The 20,021-nt window shown below is 66.2% G+C and carries 20 protein-coding genes; 15 read left to right on the top strand and 5 right to left on the bottom strand.

Going from position 1 to position 20,021, the window contains the following annotated elements; all coding sequences use genetic code 11:
• Nucleotides 1-4 precede the first annotated feature (4 nt).
• Nucleotides 5-1,282, top strand: coding sequence for a heme biosynthesis protein HemY (locus D5041_RS03905; RefSeq protein ID WP_265258233.1), 1,278 nt, complete (start codon nt 5-7; stop codon nt 1,280-1,282).
• Nucleotides 1,283-1,355: 73 nt separating this feature from the next.
• Nucleotides 1,356-2,783: an aldehyde dehydrogenase family protein gene (locus D5041_RS03910; RefSeq protein ID WP_265283919.1), complete on the top strand. Its 1,428-nt coding sequence runs from the start codon at nt 1,356-1,358 to the stop codon at nt 2,781-2,783.
• 132 nt (nt 2,784-2,915) lie between these two features.
• Here the strand turns inward: D5041_RS03910 and D5041_RS03915 are convergent, their stop codons facing one another.
• Together D5041_RS03915 and D5041_RS03920 are read right to left on the bottom strand one after the other, a co-directional pair.
• Nucleotides 2,916-4,031 carry an acyl-CoA dehydrogenase family protein gene (locus D5041_RS03915; protein WP_265283920.1) on the bottom strand — a complete coding sequence of 372 codons (1,116 nt, stop codon included), beginning with the start codon at nt 4,029-4,031 and terminating at the stop codon, nt 2,916-2,918.
• A 40-nt stretch (nt 4,032-4,071) separates the two neighbouring features.
• Complete coding sequence (locus D5041_RS03920) at nt 4,072-5,253, bottom strand: acyl-CoA dehydrogenase family protein (protein WP_010104388.1); 1,182 nt, start codon at nt 5,251-5,253, stop codon at nt 4,072-4,074.
• 213 nt (nt 5,254-5,466) lie between these two features.
• Here D5041_RS03920 and fba point away from each other — a divergent pair, with 213 nt between their 5' ends.
• The gene (fba, locus tag D5041_RS03925; RefSeq protein ID WP_265258230.1) at nt 5,467-6,531 is read left to right on the top strand and encodes a class II fructose-bisphosphate aldolase; all 1,065 of its coding nucleotides are present in this window, start codon (nt 5,467-5,469) and stop codon (nt 6,529-6,531) included.
• Nucleotides 6,532-6,540: 9 nt separating this feature from the next.
• On the opposite strand, the gene D5041_RS03930 is transcribed toward fba, so the two are convergent.
• Both D5041_RS03930 and D5041_RS03935 read right to left on the bottom strand, forming a co-directional pair.
• Entirely contained in the window at nt 6,541-6,966 is a 426-nt protein-coding gene (locus D5041_RS03930; protein WP_010104387.1) for a type II toxin-antitoxin system VapC family toxin, read from the bottom strand.
• Between the two features lie 6 nt (nt 6,967-6,972).
• Nucleotides 6,973-7,233 (bottom strand): type II toxin-antitoxin system Phd/YefM family antitoxin, encoded by a 261-nt coding sequence (locus tag D5041_RS03935; RefSeq protein WP_010104385.1) that lies wholly within the window; start codon nt 7,231-7,233, stop codon nt 6,973-6,975.
• A gap of 157 nt (nt 7,234-7,390) precedes the next feature.
• Between D5041_RS03935 and D5041_RS03940 the strand changes: the two genes are divergently transcribed.
• From D5041_RS03940 to D5041_RS03990, 11 genes are all read left to right on the top strand, one after another.
• On the top strand, nt 7,391-8,506 hold the full coding sequence (locus D5041_RS03940) for a Re/Si-specific NAD(P)(+) transhydrogenase subunit alpha (RefSeq protein WP_010104383.1): 1,116 nt from the start codon (nt 7,391-7,393) through the stop codon (nt 8,504-8,506).
• Nucleotides 8,507-8,575: 69 nt separating this feature from the next.
• Entirely contained in the window at nt 8,576-8,902 is a 327-nt protein-coding gene (locus tag D5041_RS03945; protein ID WP_010104381.1) for an NAD(P) transhydrogenase subunit alpha part 2, read from the top strand.
• Nucleotides 8,899-10,323, top strand: a complete 1,425-nt coding sequence (locus tag D5041_RS03950; protein WP_010104380.1) for an NAD(P)(+) transhydrogenase (Re/Si-specific) subunit beta — start codon at nt 8,899-8,901, stop codon at nt 10,321-10,323. The genes D5041_RS03945 and D5041_RS03950 overlap by 4 nt, the downstream gene beginning before the upstream one ends.
• 126 nt (nt 10,324-10,449) lie before the next feature.
• Nucleotides 10,450-12,132 carry a long-chain-fatty-acid--CoA ligase gene (locus D5041_RS03955; RefSeq protein ID WP_265283921.1) on the top strand — a complete coding sequence of 561 codons (1,683 nt, stop codon included), beginning with the start codon at nt 10,450-10,452 and terminating at the stop codon, nt 12,130-12,132.
• 180 nt (nt 12,133-12,312) lie between these two features.
• The gene (locus D5041_RS03960; RefSeq protein WP_138927866.1) at nt 12,313-12,618 is read left to right on the top strand and encodes a hypothetical protein; all 306 of its coding nucleotides are present in this window, start codon (nt 12,313-12,315) and stop codon (nt 12,616-12,618) included.
• A 146-nt stretch (nt 12,619-12,764) separates the two neighbouring features.
• The gene (locus tag D5041_RS03965) at nt 12,765-13,232 is read left to right on the top strand and encodes a hypothetical protein (protein WP_265282317.1); all 468 of its coding nucleotides are present in this window, start codon (nt 12,765-12,767) and stop codon (nt 13,230-13,232) included.
• 175 nt (nt 13,233-13,407) lie between these two features.
• On the top strand, nt 13,408-14,526 hold the full coding sequence (locus D5041_RS03970) for a branched-chain amino acid ABC transporter substrate-binding protein (protein ID WP_010104374.1): 1,119 nt from the start codon (nt 13,408-13,410) through the stop codon (nt 14,524-14,526).
• Between the two features lie 38 nt (nt 14,527-14,564).
• Complete coding sequence (gene livH, locus D5041_RS03975) at nt 14,565-15,491, top strand: high-affinity branched-chain amino acid ABC transporter permease LivH (RefSeq protein WP_010104370.1); 927 nt, start codon at nt 14,565-14,567, stop codon at nt 15,489-15,491.
• 7 nt (nt 15,492-15,498) lie between these two features.
• Nucleotides 15,499-16,770 carry a high-affinity branched-chain amino acid ABC transporter permease LivM gene (locus D5041_RS03980; protein ID WP_265283922.1) on the top strand — a complete coding sequence of 424 codons (1,272 nt, stop codon included), beginning with the start codon at nt 15,499-15,501 and terminating at the stop codon, nt 16,768-16,770.
• Nucleotides 16,767-17,546 (top strand): high-affinity branched-chain amino acid ABC transporter ATP-binding protein LivG, encoded by a 780-nt coding sequence (gene livG / locus D5041_RS03985; RefSeq protein WP_010104367.1) that lies wholly within the window; start codon nt 16,767-16,769, stop codon nt 17,544-17,546. The genes D5041_RS03980 and livG overlap by 4 nt, the downstream gene beginning before the upstream one ends.
• Nucleotides 17,546-18,247 carry an ABC transporter ATP-binding protein gene (locus tag D5041_RS03990; protein ID WP_010104366.1) on the top strand — a complete coding sequence of 234 codons (702 nt, stop codon included), beginning with the start codon at nt 17,546-17,548 and terminating at the stop codon, nt 18,245-18,247. The genes livG and D5041_RS03990 overlap by 1 nt, the downstream gene beginning before the upstream one ends.
• A 58-nt stretch (nt 18,248-18,305) precedes the next feature.
• Here D5041_RS03990 and pncA read toward each other — a convergent pair whose 3' ends face one another.
• Nucleotides 18,306-19,001 (bottom strand): bifunctional nicotinamidase/pyrazinamidase, encoded by a 696-nt coding sequence (gene pncA, locus D5041_RS03995; RefSeq protein WP_265283923.1) that lies wholly within the window; start codon nt 18,999-19,001, stop codon nt 18,306-18,308.
• A 387-nt stretch (nt 19,002-19,388) separates the two neighbouring features.
• On the opposite strand from pncA, the gene D5041_RS04000 reads away from it, so the two are divergent.
• Nucleotides 19,389-20,006 (top strand): LysE family translocator, encoded by a 618-nt coding sequence (locus tag D5041_RS04000; RefSeq protein WP_265283925.1) that lies wholly within the window; start codon nt 19,389-19,391, stop codon nt 20,004-20,006.
• The last annotated feature ends 15 nt before the right edge of the window (nt 20,007-20,021 follow it).

A 20,021-nucleotide genomic window follows, 5' to 3' on the forward strand; every position in this document is an offset into this window, starting at 1 on the left:
CCGTATGCGCGCGGCCCTGTGGATCCTGGCGCTGTTCGGCGTGGCCGTGGCTGTCGCGCTGTTTGCGGGCAACAACCAAGGCAGCGTGACCCTGTTCTGGCCGCCTTACCGCATCGACCTGTCGCTGAACTTGGTGCTGCTCGTCTCGGGCGGCGGCTTCGTCACGCTGTACGCCGCACTGCGCGCGCTCGCTGCGTTGCTGGAACTGCCGCACAAGGCGCGCCGCTGGCGCGCGCAGCAAAAGGAACGCGCCATGCACGGCGCCCTGCTCGACGCACTTATCCAGATGTTCGGCGGCCGCTTCATCCGCGCGCGCAAGGCGGCCGTGGCCGCCCTGGCGCAGGAACAGGCCTTGGCCGCGGGGGGCCAGGCCGTGCCGCACGGTCAGCAATTGCGCGTCCTGGCGCACGTGCTTGCGGCCGAATCCGCGCACGCCCTGCGGGACCACGCCGGGCGCGCAAGCCACTTGCAGGAGGCGCTGCGCGAGGCCCCCGCACGCGGCAGCGTGAGCGAGCAGGAAATGCGCGAAGGTGCGCAACTGCGCGCCGCCCAGTGGGCGCTGGACGACCGGGACGCGGGCGCCGCATTTGAACGCCTGGCCACGCTGCCCCAAGGCGCGGCGCGGCGCACCCTGGCGCTGCGCATCAAACTCAAGGCCGCACGCCTGGCGCAGCAGACCCAGGAGGCGCTCGACACCGCGCGCCTGCTGGGCAAGCACCGCGCGTTCTCGCCCAGCGCAGCACAAAGCATCGTGCGCGGCCTGGCCATGGAGCTCATCGACAGCGCGCGCGACGGCGCGCAACTGGAGCAGATCTGGCGCGCGCTGGAAGGCCCGGAGCGCAATATGCCCGAGCTCGCGATCCACGCCGCGCAGCGGCTGGTGGCGCTGGGCGGCACAACCACCGAGGTGCGCGCCTGGCTGCTGCCCGTGTGGGAGCTCGTGCTGGAACTGCCCGACGCGCTTGCCGAACAGCACGCGCTGAAACTCGTGCGCGCCCTCGAAGCCGGGCTGGATGCGCTCGACGTCCCCTGGCTGGCGCGCATCGAAGCGGCCCAGCAGGCAAATCCGCGCGACGCCCGCTTGCAGTACCTGGCGGGGATGGCCTGCCTGAAGCGCCAGCTCTGGGGCAAGGCCCGGCAGTTGCTCACCCAGGCCGCCGAGCAGTTGGGCGACGCCGGCCTGCGCGCCAGCGCCTGGCGCCATCTGGCCGAGCTCGCCGAGCAGCGCGGGGACGACGGCGCTGCGGCCAGCGCCTGGAAAAAGTCGGCGCTGGATCGGTGATTGCGCCACCCTCGGCCGGGAGGAAGCGGGCTCCACGGGGCGACGCAGTCCTTTGCGCGCAGAATCGGCGCCCATGCAACTGAACCACATCGCGAATGCCCCGGTCGCGTGCGCAACGGGCCGCACGATCCCGGTCATCGACCCGTCCGACGGCCAACCCTTCGACGCGATCCAGCGCAGCGGCGCCGAAGACATCGACGCCGCGGTGCGCGCGGCGCGCGCGTGCCACGACACCTGGAAGATGGCTCCCGCCGAGCGGGGCCGCCTGCTGCAGCGGCTGTCCGCCAAGATACTGGAGCATGCCGACGAGCTGACCGCGCTGGAGCAGCGCGACTGCGGCAAGCCCACGCGGCAGGCGCGCAGCGACGCGCTCGCGCTCGCGCGCTACTTCGAGTTCTACGCCGGCGCCTGCGACAAGCTCCATGGCGCGACCATTCCCTGCGCCGACGGCTCGAGCGCGTTCACCTGGCGTGAGCCCCACGGCGTGACGGGCCATGTAATCCCCTGGAACTACCCCATGCAGATATTTGGCCGCAGCGTGGGGGGCGCGCTCGCGGCGGGCAATGCCTGCGTGGTCAAGCCGGCCGAAGACGCCTGCCTGTCGCTCATCCGCGTGGCGCAGTTGGCGGTCGAGGCGGGCCTTGCGCCGGGCGCGCTGAACATCGTCACCGGCTACGGCCATGAGGTGGGCGACGCGCTCGCGCGGCACCCGGGAATCGACCACATCAGCTTCACCGGCAGCCCCGCAATCGGCACGCTGATCCAGCAGCTGGCCGCCGAGCGCCACTGCCCCGTGACGCTGGAGCTGGGCGGGAAAAGCCCGCAAATCATCTTTGCCGACGCCGACCTGGACGCCGCCGTCCCCGCCGTCGTGCAGGCCATCGTGCAGAACGCCGGGCAGACCTGCTCGGCGGGGTCCCGCGTGCTGATCCACGCGCCGATCTACGAACCCCTGCTGGAGCGCCTGGGCCGGGCCTTTGGAGAGCTGCGCGTCGGCCCCGCCGCCATGGACCTGGACGCCGGCCCGCTGATCCGCCGCGCGCAGCAGCAGCGCGTGCGGGACTTCCTGTCGGACGCGCAGCGCGCCGGAATCCCCACGGTGGCGCAGGGCATCGTGGTCGACGAAGCGCCCGAGACCGGCTTCTACCAGGCCCCCATCCTGCTGCGCGACGTGCCGGTGCAGCACCGCCTGGCGCAAGAGGAGGTCTTTGGCCCCGTGCTCTCGGCCATGGCTTTTCAGGACGAGGAGCACGCCGTGGAATTGGCCAACGCCACGCGCTTCGGCCTGGTGGCAGGCATCTGGACGCGCGACGGCGCGCGCCAGCTGCGCATGGCCAGGCGTGTGCGCAGCGGCCAGGTGTTCATCAACAACTACGGCGCCGCAGGCGGCGTGGAACTGCCGTTTGGCGGCGTCAAGTCCAGCGGCTACGGTCGCGAAAAGGGCTTCGAGGCGCTATACGGCTTTACCACGCTCAAGACCGTGGCCATCCGGCACGGCTGAGTTCCGAATCCGGTACAAACAATACCGATTGCGGAACTGCGGGGAGTGGCAGGAGATAGACTTTCGCGCCATCGCGCCATCGAACGAAAAGCGCAATTTCATGCGCTGCCATTTGCGGGGCCGGGCACCAAGTCAGGCGAAGACGCCCGCCGTCTCCTGCATGCAGCCCGACAGTTCTCCCAGGTGGTGCTGCGTGTCGCCAAAAACCATTTCCAGCTGCGTGAGCTTTTTGAAATAGTGGCTCACGATGTATTCGTCGGCCACGCCGATTCCGCCGTGCAACTGCACCGCCTGCTGGCCCACGAAGCGCATCGACTGGCCCAGCTGTACCTTGGCGCGGGCCATGGCGGCGCGGCGTTGCGCAGCCGGCGCGTCCAGTTTGAGGCTGGCGTAGTAGCTCATCGAGCGCGCCAATTCCAGTTGCATCTTCATGTCGGCCACGCGGTGGCGCAGCGCCTGAAAGCTCGCGATGGGAACGCCGAACTGCTGGCGCTGGCGCAGGTATTCGATGGTGAGGGCCAGCGTCCTGTCCATGACCCCCACGGCCTCGGCGCAGGCCGCGGCAATGCCGGTGTCCACGGCCTGTTCCAGCGCGGCCAGGCCGTCGCGGGTGAGGAGCGTGGCGGGGGCGTCGCTGAAGCGCACTTCGGCGGCGCGGCTGCCGTCCTGCGTGGCGTAGCCCTGCGCGCTCACGCCGGCGGCGGCGCGCTGCACCAGGAACAGCGCGATCCTGCCGTCGAGCCGGGCCGCGACGATGAAGGCGTCGGCCAGGTCCCCGGCTGCGACCAGGTTCTTCGCGCCGCTGAGCGCATGGCCAGCGCCCGACGCGCTGGCCTGGGCGTCGCACACGTCGAGGCGGTAGCGCGCCCTGCGCTCCTGCTGGGCCAGCACCAGCAGCGCTTCGCCGCTGGCGACGCGGGGCAGCCAGGCCGACTGCACGGCGGCCGGCGCGTGCTTCGACAGCACGCTGCCCGCGATGAAGGCCTGCGCAATCGGCTCCAGGACGATTCCGCGGCCCAGTTCCTCGGCCACCACCATGGCGTCGATCGCGCCCTGGCCCATGCCGCCGTGGGCCTCGGGCAGCGTCAGGGCCATGAGGCCCAGAGCGGCGAGCTCGTTCCATGCCGCGCGCGCAAAGCCCCCCGCGGCCACGATGGCCCGGCGGCGCTCGAAGCCGTAGCCCCTGTCCACCCATTTGCGCACGGCGTCGCGCAGCTGCGCTTGGTCGTCGGAAAAATCGAAATCCATGTTCTTGCCTCCCCGGGATGGAACTGCGCGCGCGCCACGCTCAACCGAGCAGGGTCTGCGCGACGATGTTGCGCTGCACCTCGTTTGAGCCGCCGTAGATGGTGGTCTTGCGCAGGTTGAAATAGCTTGGCGCAAGCGCGGCGTTGGCCGCGACGCCGCCGGGAAAGTCGCCCTGCCAGCCGGCCTCCATGGCCTCTTCGATGAAGGGCAGCGAGAACGGGCCGGCGGCGAGCATCATCAGCTCGGCAAGGCGCTGCTGGATCTCGCTGCCGCGGATCTTGAGCAGGCCGGCGATGTCCAGCGGGTTCTTGCCCGACTTCTCCGCCGAGAGCACGCGCAGCACCAGCATTTCGAGCGCCACGACGTCCACCTCGAGCAGCGCGATCTGGTCGCGCAGGCGTGCGTCGTCCCACACGCCTTCTGCCTTGGCGATGCGCTTCAGGCGCTCGAGCTCACGCTTGCTGCGGTTCACGTCGGCGATATTCGTGCGCTCGTGCGCGAGCAGGTGCTTGGCGTAGGTCCAGCCCTTGTTCTCTTCTCCGACCAGGTTCTCGGCGGGCACCTCGACCTTGTCGAAGAACACCTCGTTGACCTCGCACTCGCCGTCGAGCAACTTGATCGGGCGCACGGTGACGCCGGGCGACTTCATGTCCAGCAGCAGGAACGAGATGCCGGCCTGGGGCTTGCCCTCGGTGCTGGTGCGCACCAGGTTGAACATCCAGTCGCCGTACTGGCCCAAGGTGGTCCAGGTTTTTTGGCCGTTCACGATGTACTTGTCGCCCACGCGCTCGGCGCGGGTCTTGATCGAGGCCAGGTCCGAGCCCGATCCCGGTTCGCTGTAGCCCTGGCTCCACCACACCTCGCCGCTGGCGATCCCGGGCAGGAAGCGCCTTTGCTGCGCGGCGCTGCCGAAGGCCATGAGCACCGGCGCGACCATCACCGGACCGAACGGGATGATGCGGGGCGTGCCGGCCAGCGCGCATTCCTCTTCGAACAGGTGCTTTTGCACCACGGTCCAGCCGGGACCGCCAAACTCCCGGGGCCAGCCAAAGCAGAGCCAGCCCTTCTTGCCCAGAATCCTGGCCCAGTCTTGGTAGTCGGCACGGGTCAGCCGCAGCGCGTTGCGCACCTTGCGGGAAATGTCCTGGGGCAGATGGGCGCGGACCCAGGCGCGAACCTCCTCGCGGAAGGCCTGTTCTTCGGGGGTGAATGCGAGATCCATGCGCTGCGTCTCCTGGGTGCGGCGCAGTTGTAGCACGGTCGTTCGTTTTTACTCTGTCCAGATGGCGACATGGGATCGGGGCCCGCCGGGTTCGCATGGATTCATCCGTTCCGCCGGTGATGCTGACCCTCGGTAAAATGACCGACTCCGAAGCGGCGACCACACCGCAATGCCCGGCCCCCAACCCTGAACGTCCGAACGGACCCTACGACCATGCCCCTCGTTTCGATGCGCGAACTGCTCGACCATGCGGCCAGCAATGGCTATGGCATTCCGGCCTTCAACGTGAACAATCTGGAACAGGTCCAGGCCGTGATGGCGGCCGCGCACGAGACCGGCGCGCCCGTGATCCTGCAGGCCAGCGCGGGCGCGCGCAAGTACGCGGGCGAGCCCTTCATCAAGCACCTGATCCAGGCGGCCGCCGAGGCCTTTCCGCATATTCCGCTGGTGATGCACCAGGACCACGGCACATCGCCCAAGGTCTGCCAGGGCGCGATCGACCTGGGCTTTGGCTCGGTGATGATGGACGGCTCGCTGATGGAAGACGGCAAGACCCCGGCCTCGTTCGACTACAACGTGGACGTGACGCGCAGGGTGGTCGCGATGGCGCACAAGGTGGGCGTCACCGTCGAGGGCGAACTCGGCTGCCTGGGCAACCTGGAGACCGGCGACGCCGGCGAGGAAGACGGCATCGGCGCCGCTGGCCGGCTCGACCACAGCCAGATGCTCACCGACCCCGAGGAGGCCGCCGTGTTCGTGCAAGCCACGCAGCTCGACGCGCTGGCGATCGCCATCGGCACCAGCCATGGCGCCTACAAGTTCAGCCGCCGGCCCACGGGCGACATTCTGGCGATCGACCGCGTGAAGGAAATCCACCAGCGCCTTCCGAACACGCATCTGGTGATGCACGGCTCCTCGTCGGTGCCCGCCGAATTGCTCGCCGAAATCAACCAGTACGGCGGCAAGATCAAGGAAACCTACGGCGTTCCCGTCGAGGAAATCCAGGAAGCCATCCGGCATGGCGTGCGCAAGATCAACATCGACACGGACGTCCGCCTGGCCATGACGGCCGCGGTGCGCAAGTTCCTGTTTGAAAACCCCGAGAAGTTCGACGCCCGCGAGTGGCTCAAACCGGCGCGCGAGGCCGCCAAGGCGGTTTGCCGGCAGCGTTACATCGCGTTCGGTTGCGAGGGCCAGGGCGCCAGGATCGAGGGGCACGGCCTGTCGGCGATGGCCTCCCGGTACGCCTCGGGCGCGCTCGCGCAGGAGGTGCACTGACGGACGCTGTCAATCGACAGCGGTTTGCGTCCAGGGGTCGTGGATTTTGACGCCCGTTCCGGCGAAGTCGGCGAGGTTTCGCGTCACCACGGTAAAGCCGTGCTCCAGGGCGGTCGCAGCGATCAGGGAGTCTCCCAGGGGGCGTGGATTCGGCACGTGCAGACTTGCGCACACCCACGCCGTGCGCGCCGTGATGGGCAGGATGCGGTCCTCGAAGCGCTCGGTGGTTCGTTCCGCCCAGGCCCGCAGGTGCGCGCCTTGCACGGGGTCCTTGCGCTGCATGCGCTGCACCCCGATCTCCAGTTCCATGAGCGTTACGGCCGAGAGGTAGAGCCCGGCCATGGGCTGCTGGCTTGCCCATGCCCTCACCGCCTGCGCAGCCCGCGGCTTGTTGGCGCGCAGCTCGGCCAGGACGCAGGTGTCGAGAATGAACACGCCGAATCAGCCGAGCTCGGTCTCGCGGGGCCAGTCGCGAACGCGCTCCGCCGGAAAATCGATTCCTGGCGGGCAAGCAATGGCGTCCATGGCGTCCAGGAGGGTGCGGGGTTTCTCGCCCGCCAACCGGTAGTAGTCCTCGATCCTGAGCAGTGCCAACGCGGGCCTTCCCCTGTCCGTGATGAACACCGGGCCCGCGCTGGTGGCCTTCTTCGCCGTGGCCAAGTCGCGTGCGAAGTCGCGTGATGAAACGGTGGTGATGGTCATTTGCGGCATCCTCTGTCTGGCGATGCATGCATGTTATGACAGAACGGCGGAGAAATCAGACCAGGCGACCGGGGCGGGGACGCGGCAGTAAGGGAGATTTCTTCATGTAAGCTCGCGCCCGGCAAGCAGTCTCAACAGACCCCATCGAGGAGATGACATGCAAATTGGAGTGCCTGCGGAATCCATGGCAGGCGAGACCCGGGTCGCCGCAACGCCCGAGACGGTCAAAAAGCTCAAGGCCCAGGGGCACGTGCTGCGCATCGAAGCCGGTGCGGGCATCGCGGCGAGCGTTCCCGATGCGGCCTACGTGGCCGCCGGGGCGGAGATTTCCGACGCCGCGGCGGCCTGGAGCGCGGACCTGGTGCTCAAGGTCCGCTGCCCCGTGGAGGCCGAAACGCCGCGGCTGCGCGCTGGCGCCACGCTGGTGGGCATGCTCAATCCCTTCGATGCCGCGGGCCTGCAACGGCTGGCCACTGCGGGGGTGACGGCCTACGCGCTGGAAGCGGCTCCGCGCACCACGCGGGCGCAGAGCATGGACGTGCTGTCCTCGCAGGCGAATATCGCCGGCTACAAGGCCGTGCTGATTGCCGCGGACCGCTACCAGCGCTTCTTCCCCATGCTCATGACCGCTGCGGGCACCGTGAAGGCCGCGCGCGTGGTGATCCTGGGCGTGGGGGTCGCGGGGCTGCAGGCCATCGCCACGGCGAAGCGGCTCGGGGCCGTGATCGAGGCCTCCGACGTGCGTCCCGGCGTCAAGGAGCAGGTGGAATCGCTGGGCGCGCGGTTCATCGACGTGCCCTGCACGACGCAGGAGGAAAGGGACGCCGCCGAGGGCGTGGGGGGCTACGCCCGGCCCATGCCGCAAAGCTGGCTCGAGCGCCAGAAGGTGGAGGTGGCCAAGCGCGTGGCGCAGGCCGACGTGCTCATCAGCACCGCGCTGATCCCGGGCCGACCCGCGCCGGTGCTGGTCACCGAGGACATGGTCCGATCGATGAAGGCCGGGTCGGTGATCGTCGACATCGCCGCCCCGCAAGGCGGCAACTGCCCGCTCACCGAAGCCGGCAAGACCGTCGTCAAGCATGGCGTCACGCTGGTGGGCGAGACCAATCTGCCCGCGCTCGTGGCGGCCGACGCGTCGGCGCTGTACGCGCGCAACGTGCTGGACTTTCTCAAACTCATCGTCAACCCGGACGGTGCGCTGCACATGGACTTGCAGGACGACATCGTCGCGGCCTGCCTCGTGGCGCACGCGGGCACGGTGAAACGCGCATGAGCCGACTGCAGGATCTGCGGGACAGGCCTCCCCCCACCCGCTGAATGCAATGCCCAACGAAGGACTCCCATGGACGCCGTCTCCCCCACCCTGATCAATCTCATCATCTTCGTGCTCGCGATCTACGTGGGCTACCACGTTGTGTGGACCGTCACGCCAGCCTTGCACACGCCGCTCATGGCGGTGACGAATGCCGTCTCGGCGATCGTGATCGTGGGCGCCATGCTCGCCGCGGCCCTCACGGAGACTGCGCTGGGCAAGAGCATGGGCGTGCTCGCCGTGGCGCTGGCCGCGGTGAACGTCTTCGGCGGCTTTCTCGTCACGCGGCGCATGCTCGAAATGTTCAAGAAAAAGGAAAGAAAAGCCGCCCCCGGCGCGCAGGGAGGCCCGGCATGAGCATGAATCTCGTCACGCTGCTGTACCTGGTCGCCAGCGTCTGCTTCATCCAGGCCCTCAAGGGCCTGTCGCATCCCACCACGTCGATCCGTGGCAACGTCTTTGGCATGCTCGGCATGGCGATCGCCGTCCTGACCACGGCGGCGCTCGTCGTGACGCTGTCCGGGGGCCGGGCCGAGGGCATGGTGTACGTGCTCGCCGCGCTGCTGCTCGGGGGGGGCGCTGGCGCTTTCATGGCGCATCGGGTGGAGATGACCAGGATGCCCGAGCTCGTGGCCTTCATGCACAGCATGATCGGCCTGGCGGCGGTGTTCATCGCCGTCGCGGCGGTGGCCGAGCCCTGGGCCTTCCAGATCGTGGCCAAAGGGCAGCCGATCCCGGCGGGCAACCGGCTCGAACTCTTTCTGGGCGCGGCCATCGGCGCCATCACGTTCAGCGGCTCGGTGATCGCGTTCGGCAAGCTCTCGGGCAAGTACCGGTTGCGCCTGTTCCAGGGCGCGCCGGTGCAGTTTGCCGGCCAGCATCTGCTGAACCTGGTGCTGGGGCTGGCGACCGTGGGGCTGGGTCTGCTGTTCATGTTCAGCGGGAACTGGGCGGCGTTTTTTGCCATGCTGGCGCTGTCCTTCGTGCTCGGCGTGCTGATCATCATTCCGATTGGCGGCGCGGACATGCCGGTGGTGGTGTCCATGCTCAACAGCTACTCGGGCTGGGCGGCGGCCGGAATCGGCTTCTCGCTGAACAACGCCATGCTGATCATTGCGGGGTCGCTGGTCGGCAGTTCCGGCGCGATCCTGAGCTACATCATGTGCAAGGCCATGAACCGCTCGTTCTTCAACGTGATCCTGGGCGGCTTTGGCGGCGACGCCACGGCCGCCGCAGCGGGTGGCCAGGCGCAGCGCAGCGTGAAGAGCGGCAGCGCCGACGACGCGGCCTTCGTGCTCGGCAACGCCGAAACCGTGGTCATCGTTCCGGGCTACGGGCTGGCCGTGGCGCGCGCCCAGCACGCCGTCAAGGAACTGGCCGCCAAGCTCGGGGAAAAGGGCGTGAGCGTGAAATACGCGATCCATCCCGTCGCCGGCCGCATGCCCGGCCACATGAACGTGCTGCTGGCCGAGGCCGAGGTGCCCTACGACCAAGTCTTCGAGATGGAAGACATCAACGGCGAATTCGGCCAAATCGACGTGGCCATCATCCTTGGCGCGAACGACGTGGTCAACCCTGCGGCGCACACCAAGGGCAGCCCGATCTACGGCATGCCGATCCTCGAGGCCTACAAGGCCAAGACCGTGATCGTGAACAAGCGCTCGATGGCGGCGGGCTACGCGGGCCTGGACAACGAGCTGTTCTACCTGGACAAAACCATGATGGTCTTCGGCGACGCGAAAAAGATCGTCGAGGACATCGCCAAGGCCATCGAGTAAGAAGAACCCCGTTCGCACGGTCTTTTCCGGGGATTCGGATAGGGGAAAGCACATCCCCGCAGACCCATCCCCGGCGAAGACAATCCCAGGATTCCCCTGGTAGAGAGCAGTTTGGAGGAGACCCATATGACAACTGACCGCCCCTGGCTGGCCGCCTACCCGCAAGGCGTGCCCGCCGACATCGACGCCACGCGCTACGCATCTCTCGTCGCGCTCATGGACGAGGCCTTCGCGAAATACGCCGACCGCGTCGCCTACAGCTTCATGGGCAAGGACGTGAGCTACGCGCAGACCGACGCGCTGAGCAGGGCGTTCGCGGCCTACCTGCAGGGCCTGGGCCTGGCCCCGGGCGAGCGCGTGGCGATCATGCTGCCCAACGTGCCGCAGTACCCCGTGGTGGTCGCGGCGATCCTGCGCGCGGGTCTGGTGGTGGTCAACGTGAACCCGTTGTACACACCGCGCGAGCTCGAGCACCAGCTCAAGGACTCGGGCGCCAAGGCCATCGTGCTCATCGAGAACTTTGCCACCACGCTGGAGCAATGCCTGGCCCGCACGCCCGTCGAGCACGTGGTGCTGTGCGCCATGGGCGACCAGCTCGGCCTGCTCAAGGGCGCGCTGGTGAATTACGTGGTGCGCAAGGTCAAGAAAATGGTTCCGGCCTATGCGCTGCCGCGCGCCGTGCGCTTCAACGACGCCCTGGCGCAGGGCACGCAGGGCACGCTGCGCAAACCCGGCATCGCGCCCGACGACATCGCACTGCTGCAGTACACCGGCGGCACCACGGGCGTGAGCAAGGGCGCGGTGCTGCTGCACCGCAACGTGATCGCGAACGTGCTGCAGACCGAGGCCTGGAACGCCCCCGCGATGGAGAAGATCCCCGCTGGCGAACAGCCCACCGCCGTCTGCGCGCTGCCGCTCTACCACATCTTCGCGTTCACCGTGAACATGATGCTTTCCATGCGCTTGGGCGGCAAAACCATCCTGATCCCCAATCCGCGCGACCTGCCCGCCGTGCTCAAGGAACTGTCCAAGCACCGCTTCCACAGCTTCCCGGCCGTCAGCACCCTGTTTAATGGCTTGGCGAACCACCCGGACTTTGGCAGCGTTGACTGGACGAACCTCAGGGTCTCGCTCGGCGGCGGCATGGCGGTGCAGGACGCAGTGGCCAAGCTCTGGCTGGAGAAGACCGGCTGCCCCGTCTGCGAGGGCTACGGCCTTTCGGAAACCAGCCCCTCGGTCAGCTGCAACTTGGTGACGGTGACCGAATTCACCGGCACCATCGGCGTGCCGATTCCGGGCACCTGGATGAAACTGCTCGACGACGAAGGCAAGGAGGTGACGCAATCCGGCCAGCCCGGAGAGATCGCCATCAAAGGCCCGCAGGTGATGGCCGGCTACTGGCAGCGCCCCGAAGAAACCGCGCAGGCCATGACCGCGGACGGCTACTTCAAGTCCGGCGACATCGGCGTGATCGACGGGCGCGGCTTCTTCAAGATCATCGACCGCAAAAAGGACATGGTGCTGGTCAGCGGCTTCAACGTCTACCCCAACGAGGTCGAGCAGGTCGTTGCCAACTGCCCCGGCGTGCTCGAATGCGCCGTGGTCGGCGTGCCCGATGAAAAGACCGGCGAAGCCGTGAAACTCGTCGTCGTGAAAAAGTCCGCAGACCTGACCGAGGCCCAACTGCGCGAGTTCTGCCACAAGGAACTCACGGGCTACAAGCAGCCCAAGCTGATCGAGTTCCGCACCGAGCTGCCCAAGACCCCGGTGGGCAAGATCCTGCGCCGCGAGCTGCGCGACAAGAAATGACGGGCAGCACCCATGGGTTCACAGGGGGGTGGGCCGTGCGCGAAAATGGACGGGGTCAGGGTTCGACTGCCGCTGTATGGCTATGCGCCACGCATGTGCCCATGCTGAACTTGATATCACAGGATGATTGTTCGGGGCCATGATCTGGTAGAGTCCGGATGAACTCAAAAGGGAAATCCGATGGTTATACAAACGACAACCAATATCAAGGTCGAAGGTTGGAAATTCGCGAATGACTACAAATATGTGGACGTTAAGGGCGGAGCGTTTGCAGTAAGTGTTATGCGCGGAGAACCATCCGGCGACCCAGTCGTGTTGATCCATGCGCTACGGGTACAGTTTCATATCACTACCGATAACATGCAGGACCAGCCAGTGAGCCATCCAGTGAATTGTGCATTGGCAACTCTGGAAATGACGGAGGCCGACGCCCGGAGACTGCATGAAACGCTCGGAGGACTGCTCAGCGGTTCATCGGCCAAATAATGACAGTGAAATTGCAATCAGTTGGCCAAGAAACGGGCCAGTCGTCAATCTCCGAAAGCTCCTATTCCAGGAGCGAAGCGTCTACCATTTCCAATAATATCCGATTGGTGTACAGTAGCAGAGGAGTACTTACTGATCCTGAAAATATGAAAGCCAACGGGCTCACAGAAACTGCACAGCATGTGGAGCCCGGAGATTTTAATGACCCGAATCAGGCGCCATTGGCTGATGATTCCGCCACTACCACTGCAGTTATGACCGAAGTAACCAAAGATCTCCTGGATGCAAAACTCGAAGCCATCGAAGTCCGGATGGATGCGCGCATCGCGTCAATTGAGGGCAAGTTCAATATCATGTTCTCGAAGATGGAGAGCATGCAAGAACAGTTTACCGAGGTACGCAAAGAGGGCAAGGCAGATGCCAAGATGACAAGGAACATCATCATTGCGACGGGCATCACGGTGGTTTTCGGTATCGCTGCGTTCAATGCGACCGTCCTGTCCAATATGGTCGCCAGTTTCGACGCGGGCAGAAACACGGCACTGGCCATCATGGATGCCAAGGTCCAGGCGCAGCAGCCGACACCACCACCGGCAAAGCCCGCCTCTCACTGACGACCGCAGCCCGCCGCTCTGTCGGGCGGCACCGACGCTAAGGGATTTCCCGGCCAAAGGAAGATCTGGCACGACAATTGATATCCTTTTCGGACGATGCGCCCATCGCTTGCGTGGCGCTTCGGACTGTAGACTTCGGCCCGCGCCCATTCACTTCAACCCAGAGGAGACTGCCATGCAATCCAGGATTCGTCCCCATTCGATCGCGGCCGCTGCCGCGCTTGCCATTCTTGGCCTGTCCGCGCACGCGGATACGGTGAAGATCGCCATCGCCGGCCCGTCCAGCGGCGCGCTTGCCCAATATGGAGACATGGTCAAGGCCGGCGCCCTGACCGCGATCGAGCAGATCAATGCCGCAGGCGGTGCCGGCGGGAACACGCTGGAGCCGGTCCTGCTGGACGACGCCTGCGAGCCCAAGCAGGCCGTGGCGGTGGCCAACAAGATCGTCAGCCAGGGGATCAAGTTCGTCATCGGCCATGTCTGCTCCGGATCGACCATCCCGAGTGCGGAAATCTACGAGAACGAGGGCGTGGTGATGGTCACGCCGTCGGCCACGGCGCCGCAACTGACCGAGGGCAAGAAGCGCAAGTTCATCTTCCGCACCATTGGCCGCGACGACCAGCAGGGCCCGGCAGCAGCGCAGTACATCATCGCCAAGGTCAAGCCCAAGAAGGTCGCCGTGCTGCACGACAAGCAGTCCTACGGCCAGGGCATCGCTTCCATCGTGAAGAAGGCCCTGGATACGGCCAAGGTTCCCGTCGTGCTCTTCGAGGGGATCAACGCGGGCGACTCCGACTACTCGGCCGTCATCACCAAGCTCAAATCGCTGGGCGTGGACTTCGTCTACTTTGGCGGCTACCACCCGGAAATGGCCCTGCTGCTGCGCCAGGCAAACGAACAGGGCGTGAAGGTGACCTTCATGGGCCCCGAGGGCGTGGGCAACAAGGACGTGACGGCGATCGCCGGAGCGGCCTCCGAGGGCATGCTGCTGACGCTCCCCGCCGACTTCTCGACGGACCCGGCGAACGCGGCAGTCGTCCGGGCCTTTGCCGACAAGCAGCGCGACGTGAATGGCCCGTTTCAGCTGACCGCCTACGCGGGTGTGAAGATCATTGCCGACGCCATGGCCGGCACCAAGAGCGCTGACCCGGCCAAGGTCGCAGACTTCATGCACAAGAACCCCTTCCAGACCCCGATCGGCACGGTCGGCTACGACGCCCAGGGCGACCTGAAGTCGTTCAAGTTCGTCGTCTTCACCTGGCACAAGGACGCCACCAAGACCGCCGCCGACTGAACCCGGAACCCGGGCTACGGCTCGGTGCATCCCAAAAAATGGACGCATTCCTTCCCCAGTTCACCCAGCAGCTGATCAATGGTCTGACGCTGGGTGCGATCTATGCCCTGATCGCCATCGGCTACACGATGGTCTACGGGATCATCGGCATGATCAACTTCGCGCATGGCGAGATCTACATGATCGGCGGCTACGTCGGCCTGGTTGCGCTGACCGCCATCGGCACGCAGGCGGGCTACCCCTTGCCGCTGGTGCTCGGCGCGGCGCTGCTGGTGTCGGTCGTGGTCACGGGGGCGTACGGCTTCGTCATCGAGCGCGTGGCCTACCGTCCCCTGCGCGGCGGGCCCCGGCTGGTTCCGCTGATCTCGGCGATCGGGATGTCGATCTTCTTGCAGAACTACATGCTGATCGGTCAGGGCGCGCGCGACGTCTCCGTTCCCGTCGTCGTCTCCGGTGCCCTGGAGTTCAATATGGGCGGCGACTTCACGGTCACGCTGCCCTACGCGCGCCTGCTGATCGTGGGCGTGACGCTGGTGCTGATGATCGCGCTGACCCTGTTCATCAGCCGATCGCGCATGGGCCGCGCCTGCCGCGCGTGCTCCGAGGACATGCGCATGGCGAACCTGCTGGGAATCGACACCAACAAGGTGATCTCCCTGACCTTCGTGCTCGGCGCCATGCTGGCCGCCGTCGGTGGCGTGCTGATCGGGCTGAGCATCGGAAAACTCAACCCCTTCATCGGCTTCATCGCCGGCATCAAGGCTTTCACGGCCGCGGTGCTCGGCGGTATCGGCAGCGTCCCCGGCGCGATGCTCGGGGGCGTGCTGCTGGGACTGGCCGAGACCTTTGCTTCCGGGTACATGCCCACCGAGTACAAGGACGTGGTGGCCTTCGGCCTGCTCGTCCTCGTATTGCTGTTTCGCCCCACCGGCCTGCTGGGCAAGCCGGATGTGGAAAAGGTGTGAGGGCCCTTTGACGCAAAGCATTTCCGTTCCATCCCGGGCCCCGTCGGTGCCGCTGCACGCGACGCTGAAGAACGCCACGCTCGCCGCGCTGCTGACGGCGCTGCTGACCATTCCCGTGCTCGGCCTGCGCATCAAGCTCGACGGCTACAAGGTGGTTCTGGAGCCGCACTGGCGTGCGGTCTGGATTGCCATGATCGCGGTGTTCCTGTTCCAGTCGCTCCGGCCCTTTCTTGCCCGCAGGTGCGGCGCCGTGCGGCTGCCGAAGATTGCGGCACTGGCGCCACGCCAGCAAAGTGCGGCCATCTGGGTCCTGCTCGCGGCCGGCCTGATCTGGCCATTCTTCGGCTCGCGCGGTGCGATCGACGTTGCCACGCTGGCGCTCATCTACGTCATCCTGGGCCTGGGTCTGAACATCGTCGTGGGTTTTGCGGGGCTGCTCGATCTGGGCTACGCGGGCTTTTACGCCGTCGGCGGATACACCTACGCGCTGCTCAACCAGTACTTCGGATTCGGCTTCTGGGAATGCCTGCCGATCGCGGCCCTGATGTCCGCGACGTTCGGCTTCCTGCTCGGCTTTCCGGTGCTGCGCCTGCGCGGCGACTACCTGGCCATCGTCACCCTGGGCTTCGGCGAGATCATCCGCCTGATGCTGAACAACCTCAGCAGCCTGACGGGCGGTCCGGACGGCATCTCCGGGATCCAGAAGCCCACCGTGTTCGGCGTCGAAATGGTGCGCAACGCCAAGGTCGAAGGCGCCCGGACCTTCCACGAACTGCTCGGCTGGACCTACAGCGGCGAGCACATGGTGCTGTACCTGTACCTGCTGGCGCTGCTGCTTGTGGGCTGCACGCTCTTCGTCACCAGCCGGCTGGTCCGCATGCCGATGGGCCGGGCCTGGGAGGCGCTGCGCGAGGACGAGATCGCGTGCCGCTCGCTGGGCCTGAATCCGACGCGCGTCAAGCTCTCGGCGTTCACGCTGGGGGCGGCCTTCGCGGGCCTCGGCGGGGCCTTCTTCGCGGCACGCCAGGGACTGGTGACTCCCGAGTCCTTCACCTTCATCGAATCGGCGCTGATCCTTGCGGTGGTGATCCTCGGGGGCATGGGCTCGCAGCTTGGCGTGATCCTCGCCGCCATCTTGCTCACCGTGCTGCCGGAACTGGCGCGCGGCTTCGCGGAGTACCGCATGCTGATCTTCGGTCTGGTGATGGTCCTGATGATGATGTGGCGCCCGCAGGGCCTGCTGCCCGCGAGCCGTCCCCACGTGGAATTGCCGCAATGACCGACGTCCAGCGACCGGAACTGCTCGGTGTCTCCGGTCTGCAAATGCGCTTCGGGGGCCTGCTCGCCGTTGACGGCGTGGATTTCGGCGTCCGCCGCAACGAGGTCTTCGCCATCATCGGCCCCAACGGGGCGGGCAAGACCACGGTGTTCAATTGCGTCGGCGGCTTCTACAAGCCCAGCAGCGGCCAGGTGCTGCTCGACGGACAGTGCATTACGGGCCTGCCGAGCCATCTGGTGGCGCAAAAGGGATTGGTGCGCACCTTCCAGAACGTCCGCCTCTTCAAGCAATTGACCGTGGTCGAGAACCTGATGGTGGCGCAGCATCGCCAGGTCAAGAGCGGACTCCTGCATGGCCTGTTCGCCACGCCGGCGTACCGCCGGGCCGAGCGCGAGGCGCTCGAGCGCTGCGCCCACTGGCTGGACCGCATGGGCCTGACGCAGTTCGCCAACCGGGAGGCCGCAACGCTCTCCTACGGCCACCAGCGCCGCCTGGAGATTGCGCGCTGCATGATCACCAAGCCCTGTCTGCTCATGCTCGACGAGCCTGCCGCAGGCCTGAATCCGCAAGAGAAGATCGAACTGCAGCAACTCATCGACAGCCTGCGCTGCGAGTTCGGCATCGCGGTGCTGCTGATCGAGCACGACATGAGCCTGGTGATGGGCGTCTCCGACCGCATCCTGGTGATGGAACACGGCCGCCCGATCGTCACCGGCAAGCCGGAAGCGGTGCGCAATGACCCGCGCGTGATCAAGGCCTACCTGGGAGAGGACTGATGCTGGAACTGGAGCAGGTCCACACCCACTACGGCGCCGTGCAGGCGCTGTGCGGCGTATCCATGGAGGTCAGAAAGGGCGAGATCGTCACCCTGATCGGCAGCAACGGCGCGGGCAAGACGACGCTGATGATGACCGTCTGCGGCGCTCCGCGCGCCTCCAGCGGGCGTGTGCTGTTCGACGGCCAGGACATCACGCACCGCAGTACCCACGAAATCATGCGCTTGGGGCTGGCGATCGCGCCCGAGGGCCGGCGCATCTTTCCCGGCCTGACCGTTCTCGAGAACCTGCAGATGGGCGGCTTCTTTGCCGACCGCCATGTGCTCGAGGAGGACCTCGAGCGCATGTTCAAGCTGTTTCCGAGGCTGAACCAGCGCGCGGGACAGCGCGCCGGCACCATGTCGGGCGGCGAGCAGCAGATGCTCGCGATCGGCCGCGCCCTGATGAGCCGACCCCGGCTGCTGCTGCTCGACGAGCCCACGCTCGGCCTGGCGCCCTTGGTCATCGCGCAGATCTTCGACATCATCCGCACGATCCGCGACGACGGCGTCACCGTTTTCCTGGTCGAGCAGAACGCCAACAAGGCGCTGCAGGTCGCCGATCGCGGCTACGTGCTGGAAACCGGGCGCGTGGTGCTGGCCGACACCGGCAAGAATCTGCTGGCCAATGACCGGGTAAAAATGGCCTACCTCGGGGTTTGAAGATCAGGCACCGGCCACCACCGCTTTGCGCGGCTTGCGCGCCGACGACGGCCTGCTGTCAGGCGATGCGCAGGTCGCCGGACTGTATGCGCCGCACACCCCGGGCCAGCATCTGCTTCCAGGCGGCCGAGAGCGAGCCGTCGAGGTCGATGGCGCGGCAGGCGTCCTCGATGACATGGGCCTCGAAGCCCAGGCGCCGCGCGTCGAGCGCCGTCCAGGCGACGCAGAAGTCGGTCGCCAGGCCGGCGACGAACACGCGCCTGATTCCGCGCTGCCGGAGGTAGCCGGCCAGGCCGGTGGTGGTTTTGCGGTCGGCCTCCGTGAACGCGGAGTAGCTGTCCACGTGCGGATGAAAGCCCTTGCGCAGGATCAGCTGCGCCCGGGGCAGCTGCAGGTCCCTGTGCAGCGCCGCGTCCTCGCTGCCCTGCACGCAGTGGTCGGGCCACAGCACCTGCTGGCCGTAAGCGAGCCGGGTGCTGTCAAAGGGCTTCTTGCCCGCATGGGCGCTCGCGAAGGACGCATGGCCCGGGGGATGCCAGTCCTGCGTGATGACCACGTTTTCAAAGGCCGTGGCGATGCGGTTCACGACCGGAACCACCTCGTCGCCCCGGGCCACGGGCAGCGCTCCGCCGGGGATAAAGCCGTTTTGCACGTCGACCACGATGAGCACCGCACGCCCGTCGGGCCGGATTCCAGTCGCCGCGCCGGACGCGGGGATTGCGGCACTGATGCGACGCTGTGGGGCAGATCCCATGTTGGACATCATTCGAACACTCCGGTTGGAAACGCAGGCACATATCGGTCACGGGGGCCAAGGGATTTCCGCCCAGCCAGGCGCGGCGCACCGGCCCGGTGGCGGCGAGTTCGGCAAAGAGCCTATTCTGCTCGGACAGCAGAATGCTCTCAGCATCTGCGCAGGATGTTCCCGGGTTCGTCCGCCGCCGGCCTGCGATCGGCAGCAGCGCCCGCGCGCTGGTGTGATTCGCCCTGTGCACGAAACAGCCAATAACCATGCTTCCATATCAACTATTCTTCCTGCTTCATACTGGGCACCGCAACCCATGTGCCGTGGCGCCACCACGGGTCCGTGTTCGCTCGACTTCAAACCCCGGCCTCCGGGCCGGCACACGGAGTCTTCCCCATGCTTGCAGCCGCTTTGATCTACATATTCGCCGTCATCAGCCCGGGACCCAATTTCCTCTTGGTCAGCCGATTTGCGGCCGCCAACTCGATTCGTGCGGGGGTTGGGGCATCGATGGGCATCGTCATGGTCGGTCTGATGTTTTCCATATCGTCGGTGACCGGATTGGCGGTGCTGATCGGCAACTATCCGTGGTTCAGTCCGATCGCCACCCTGGCCGGAGCCATTTATCTGATCTATATCGCCTTCCTGCTGGCGCGCAGCGCGATGAAGTCTGCCGATCCTGCAGCAGGCAAACCACAGGCCATGCTCCCTATGGGTTTTTGGCGCGCATGGCGGACGGGAGTATTGATCAATTTGACCAATATGAAGACCATTGCATTCATGGTGAGCATATTTGCCGGTTTTCTGGCGGTAGAGCGCAGTCTGCTGGAGAAGGCTGCCGTGATCGCCATTTGCAGCAGCTTTGAAATCCTGTGGTATTCGAGCGTCGCATTGATTTTTGGCCAAAGCCTGGTGCAAAGCCTGTATCTTCGGTACGGTCGCCAGATCGATGCCTGCATGGCCGTCTTTCTGCTGCTGTTCGCCGTGGAGACCCTGCTCATGATCCGCTGGTGAGCGGGCACTCGAACG

The organism is Verminephrobacter aporrectodeae subsp. tuberculatae (assembly GCF_026127385.1).
Classification (GTDB): Bacteria; Pseudomonadota; Gammaproteobacteria; order Burkholderiales; family Burkholderiaceae_C; genus Acidovorax; species Acidovorax aporrectodeae.

Excerpts from the sequence above, each read along its gene's own strand:
- D5041_RS03955 (WP_265283921.1), top strand. The coding sequence starts at position 10,450 with ATGACAACTGACCGCCCCTGGCTGGCCGCCTACCCGCAAGGCGTGCCC.
- D5041_RS03970 (WP_010104374.1), top strand. The coding sequence starts at position 13,408 with ATGCAATCCAGGATTCGTCCCCATTCGATCGCGGCCGCTGCCGCGCTT.
- D5041_RS03935 (WP_010104385.1), bottom strand. The coding sequence starts at position 7,233 with ATGACCATCACCACCGTTTCATCACGCGACTTCGCACGCGACTTGGCC.
- D5041_RS04000 (WP_265283925.1), top strand. The coding sequence starts at position 19,389 with ATGCTTGCAGCCGCTTTGATCTACATATTCGCCGTCATCAGCCCGGGA.
- livG (WP_010104367.1), top strand. The coding sequence starts at position 16,767 with ATGACCGACGTCCAGCGACCGGAACTGCTCGGTGTCTCCGGTCTGCAA.
- D5041_RS03915 (WP_265283920.1), bottom strand. The coding sequence starts at position 4,031 with ATGGATTTCGATTTTTCCGACGACCAAGCGCAGCTGCGCGACGCCGTG.
- fba (WP_265258230.1), top strand. The coding sequence starts at position 5,467 with ATGCCCCTCGTTTCGATGCGCGAACTGCTCGACCATGCGGCCAGCAAT.
- D5041_RS03965 (WP_265282317.1), top strand. The coding sequence starts at position 12,765 with ATGAAAGCCAACGGGCTCACAGAAACTGCACAGCATGTGGAGCCCGGA.
- pncA (WP_265283923.1), bottom strand. The coding sequence starts at position 19,001 with ATGGGATCTGCCCCACAGCGTCGCATCAGTGCCGCAATCCCCGCGTCC.
- D5041_RS03905 (WP_265258233.1), top strand. The coding sequence starts at position 5 with ATGCGCGCGGCCCTGTGGATCCTGGCGCTGTTCGGCGTGGCCGTGGCT.
- D5041_RS03920 (WP_010104388.1), bottom strand. The coding sequence starts at position 5,253 with ATGGATCTCGCATTCACCCCCGAAGAACAGGCCTTCCGCGAGGAGGTT.
- livH (WP_010104370.1), top strand. The coding sequence starts at position 14,565 with ATGGACGCATTCCTTCCCCAGTTCACCCAGCAGCTGATCAATGGTCTG.
- D5041_RS03940 (WP_010104383.1), top strand. The coding sequence starts at position 7,391 with ATGCAAATTGGAGTGCCTGCGGAATCCATGGCAGGCGAGACCCGGGTC.
- D5041_RS03950 (WP_010104380.1), top strand. The coding sequence starts at position 8,899 with ATGAGCATGAATCTCGTCACGCTGCTGTACCTGGTCGCCAGCGTCTGC.
- D5041_RS03960 (WP_138927866.1), top strand. The coding sequence starts at position 12,313 with ATGGTTATACAAACGACAACCAATATCAAGGTCGAAGGTTGGAAATTC.
- D5041_RS03990 (WP_010104366.1), top strand. The coding sequence starts at position 17,546 with ATGCTGGAACTGGAGCAGGTCCACACCCACTACGGCGCCGTGCAGGCG.
- D5041_RS03910 (WP_265283919.1), top strand. The coding sequence starts at position 1,356 with ATGCAACTGAACCACATCGCGAATGCCCCGGTCGCGTGCGCAACGGGC.
- D5041_RS03945 (WP_010104381.1), top strand. The coding sequence starts at position 8,576 with ATGGACGCCGTCTCCCCCACCCTGATCAATCTCATCATCTTCGTGCTC.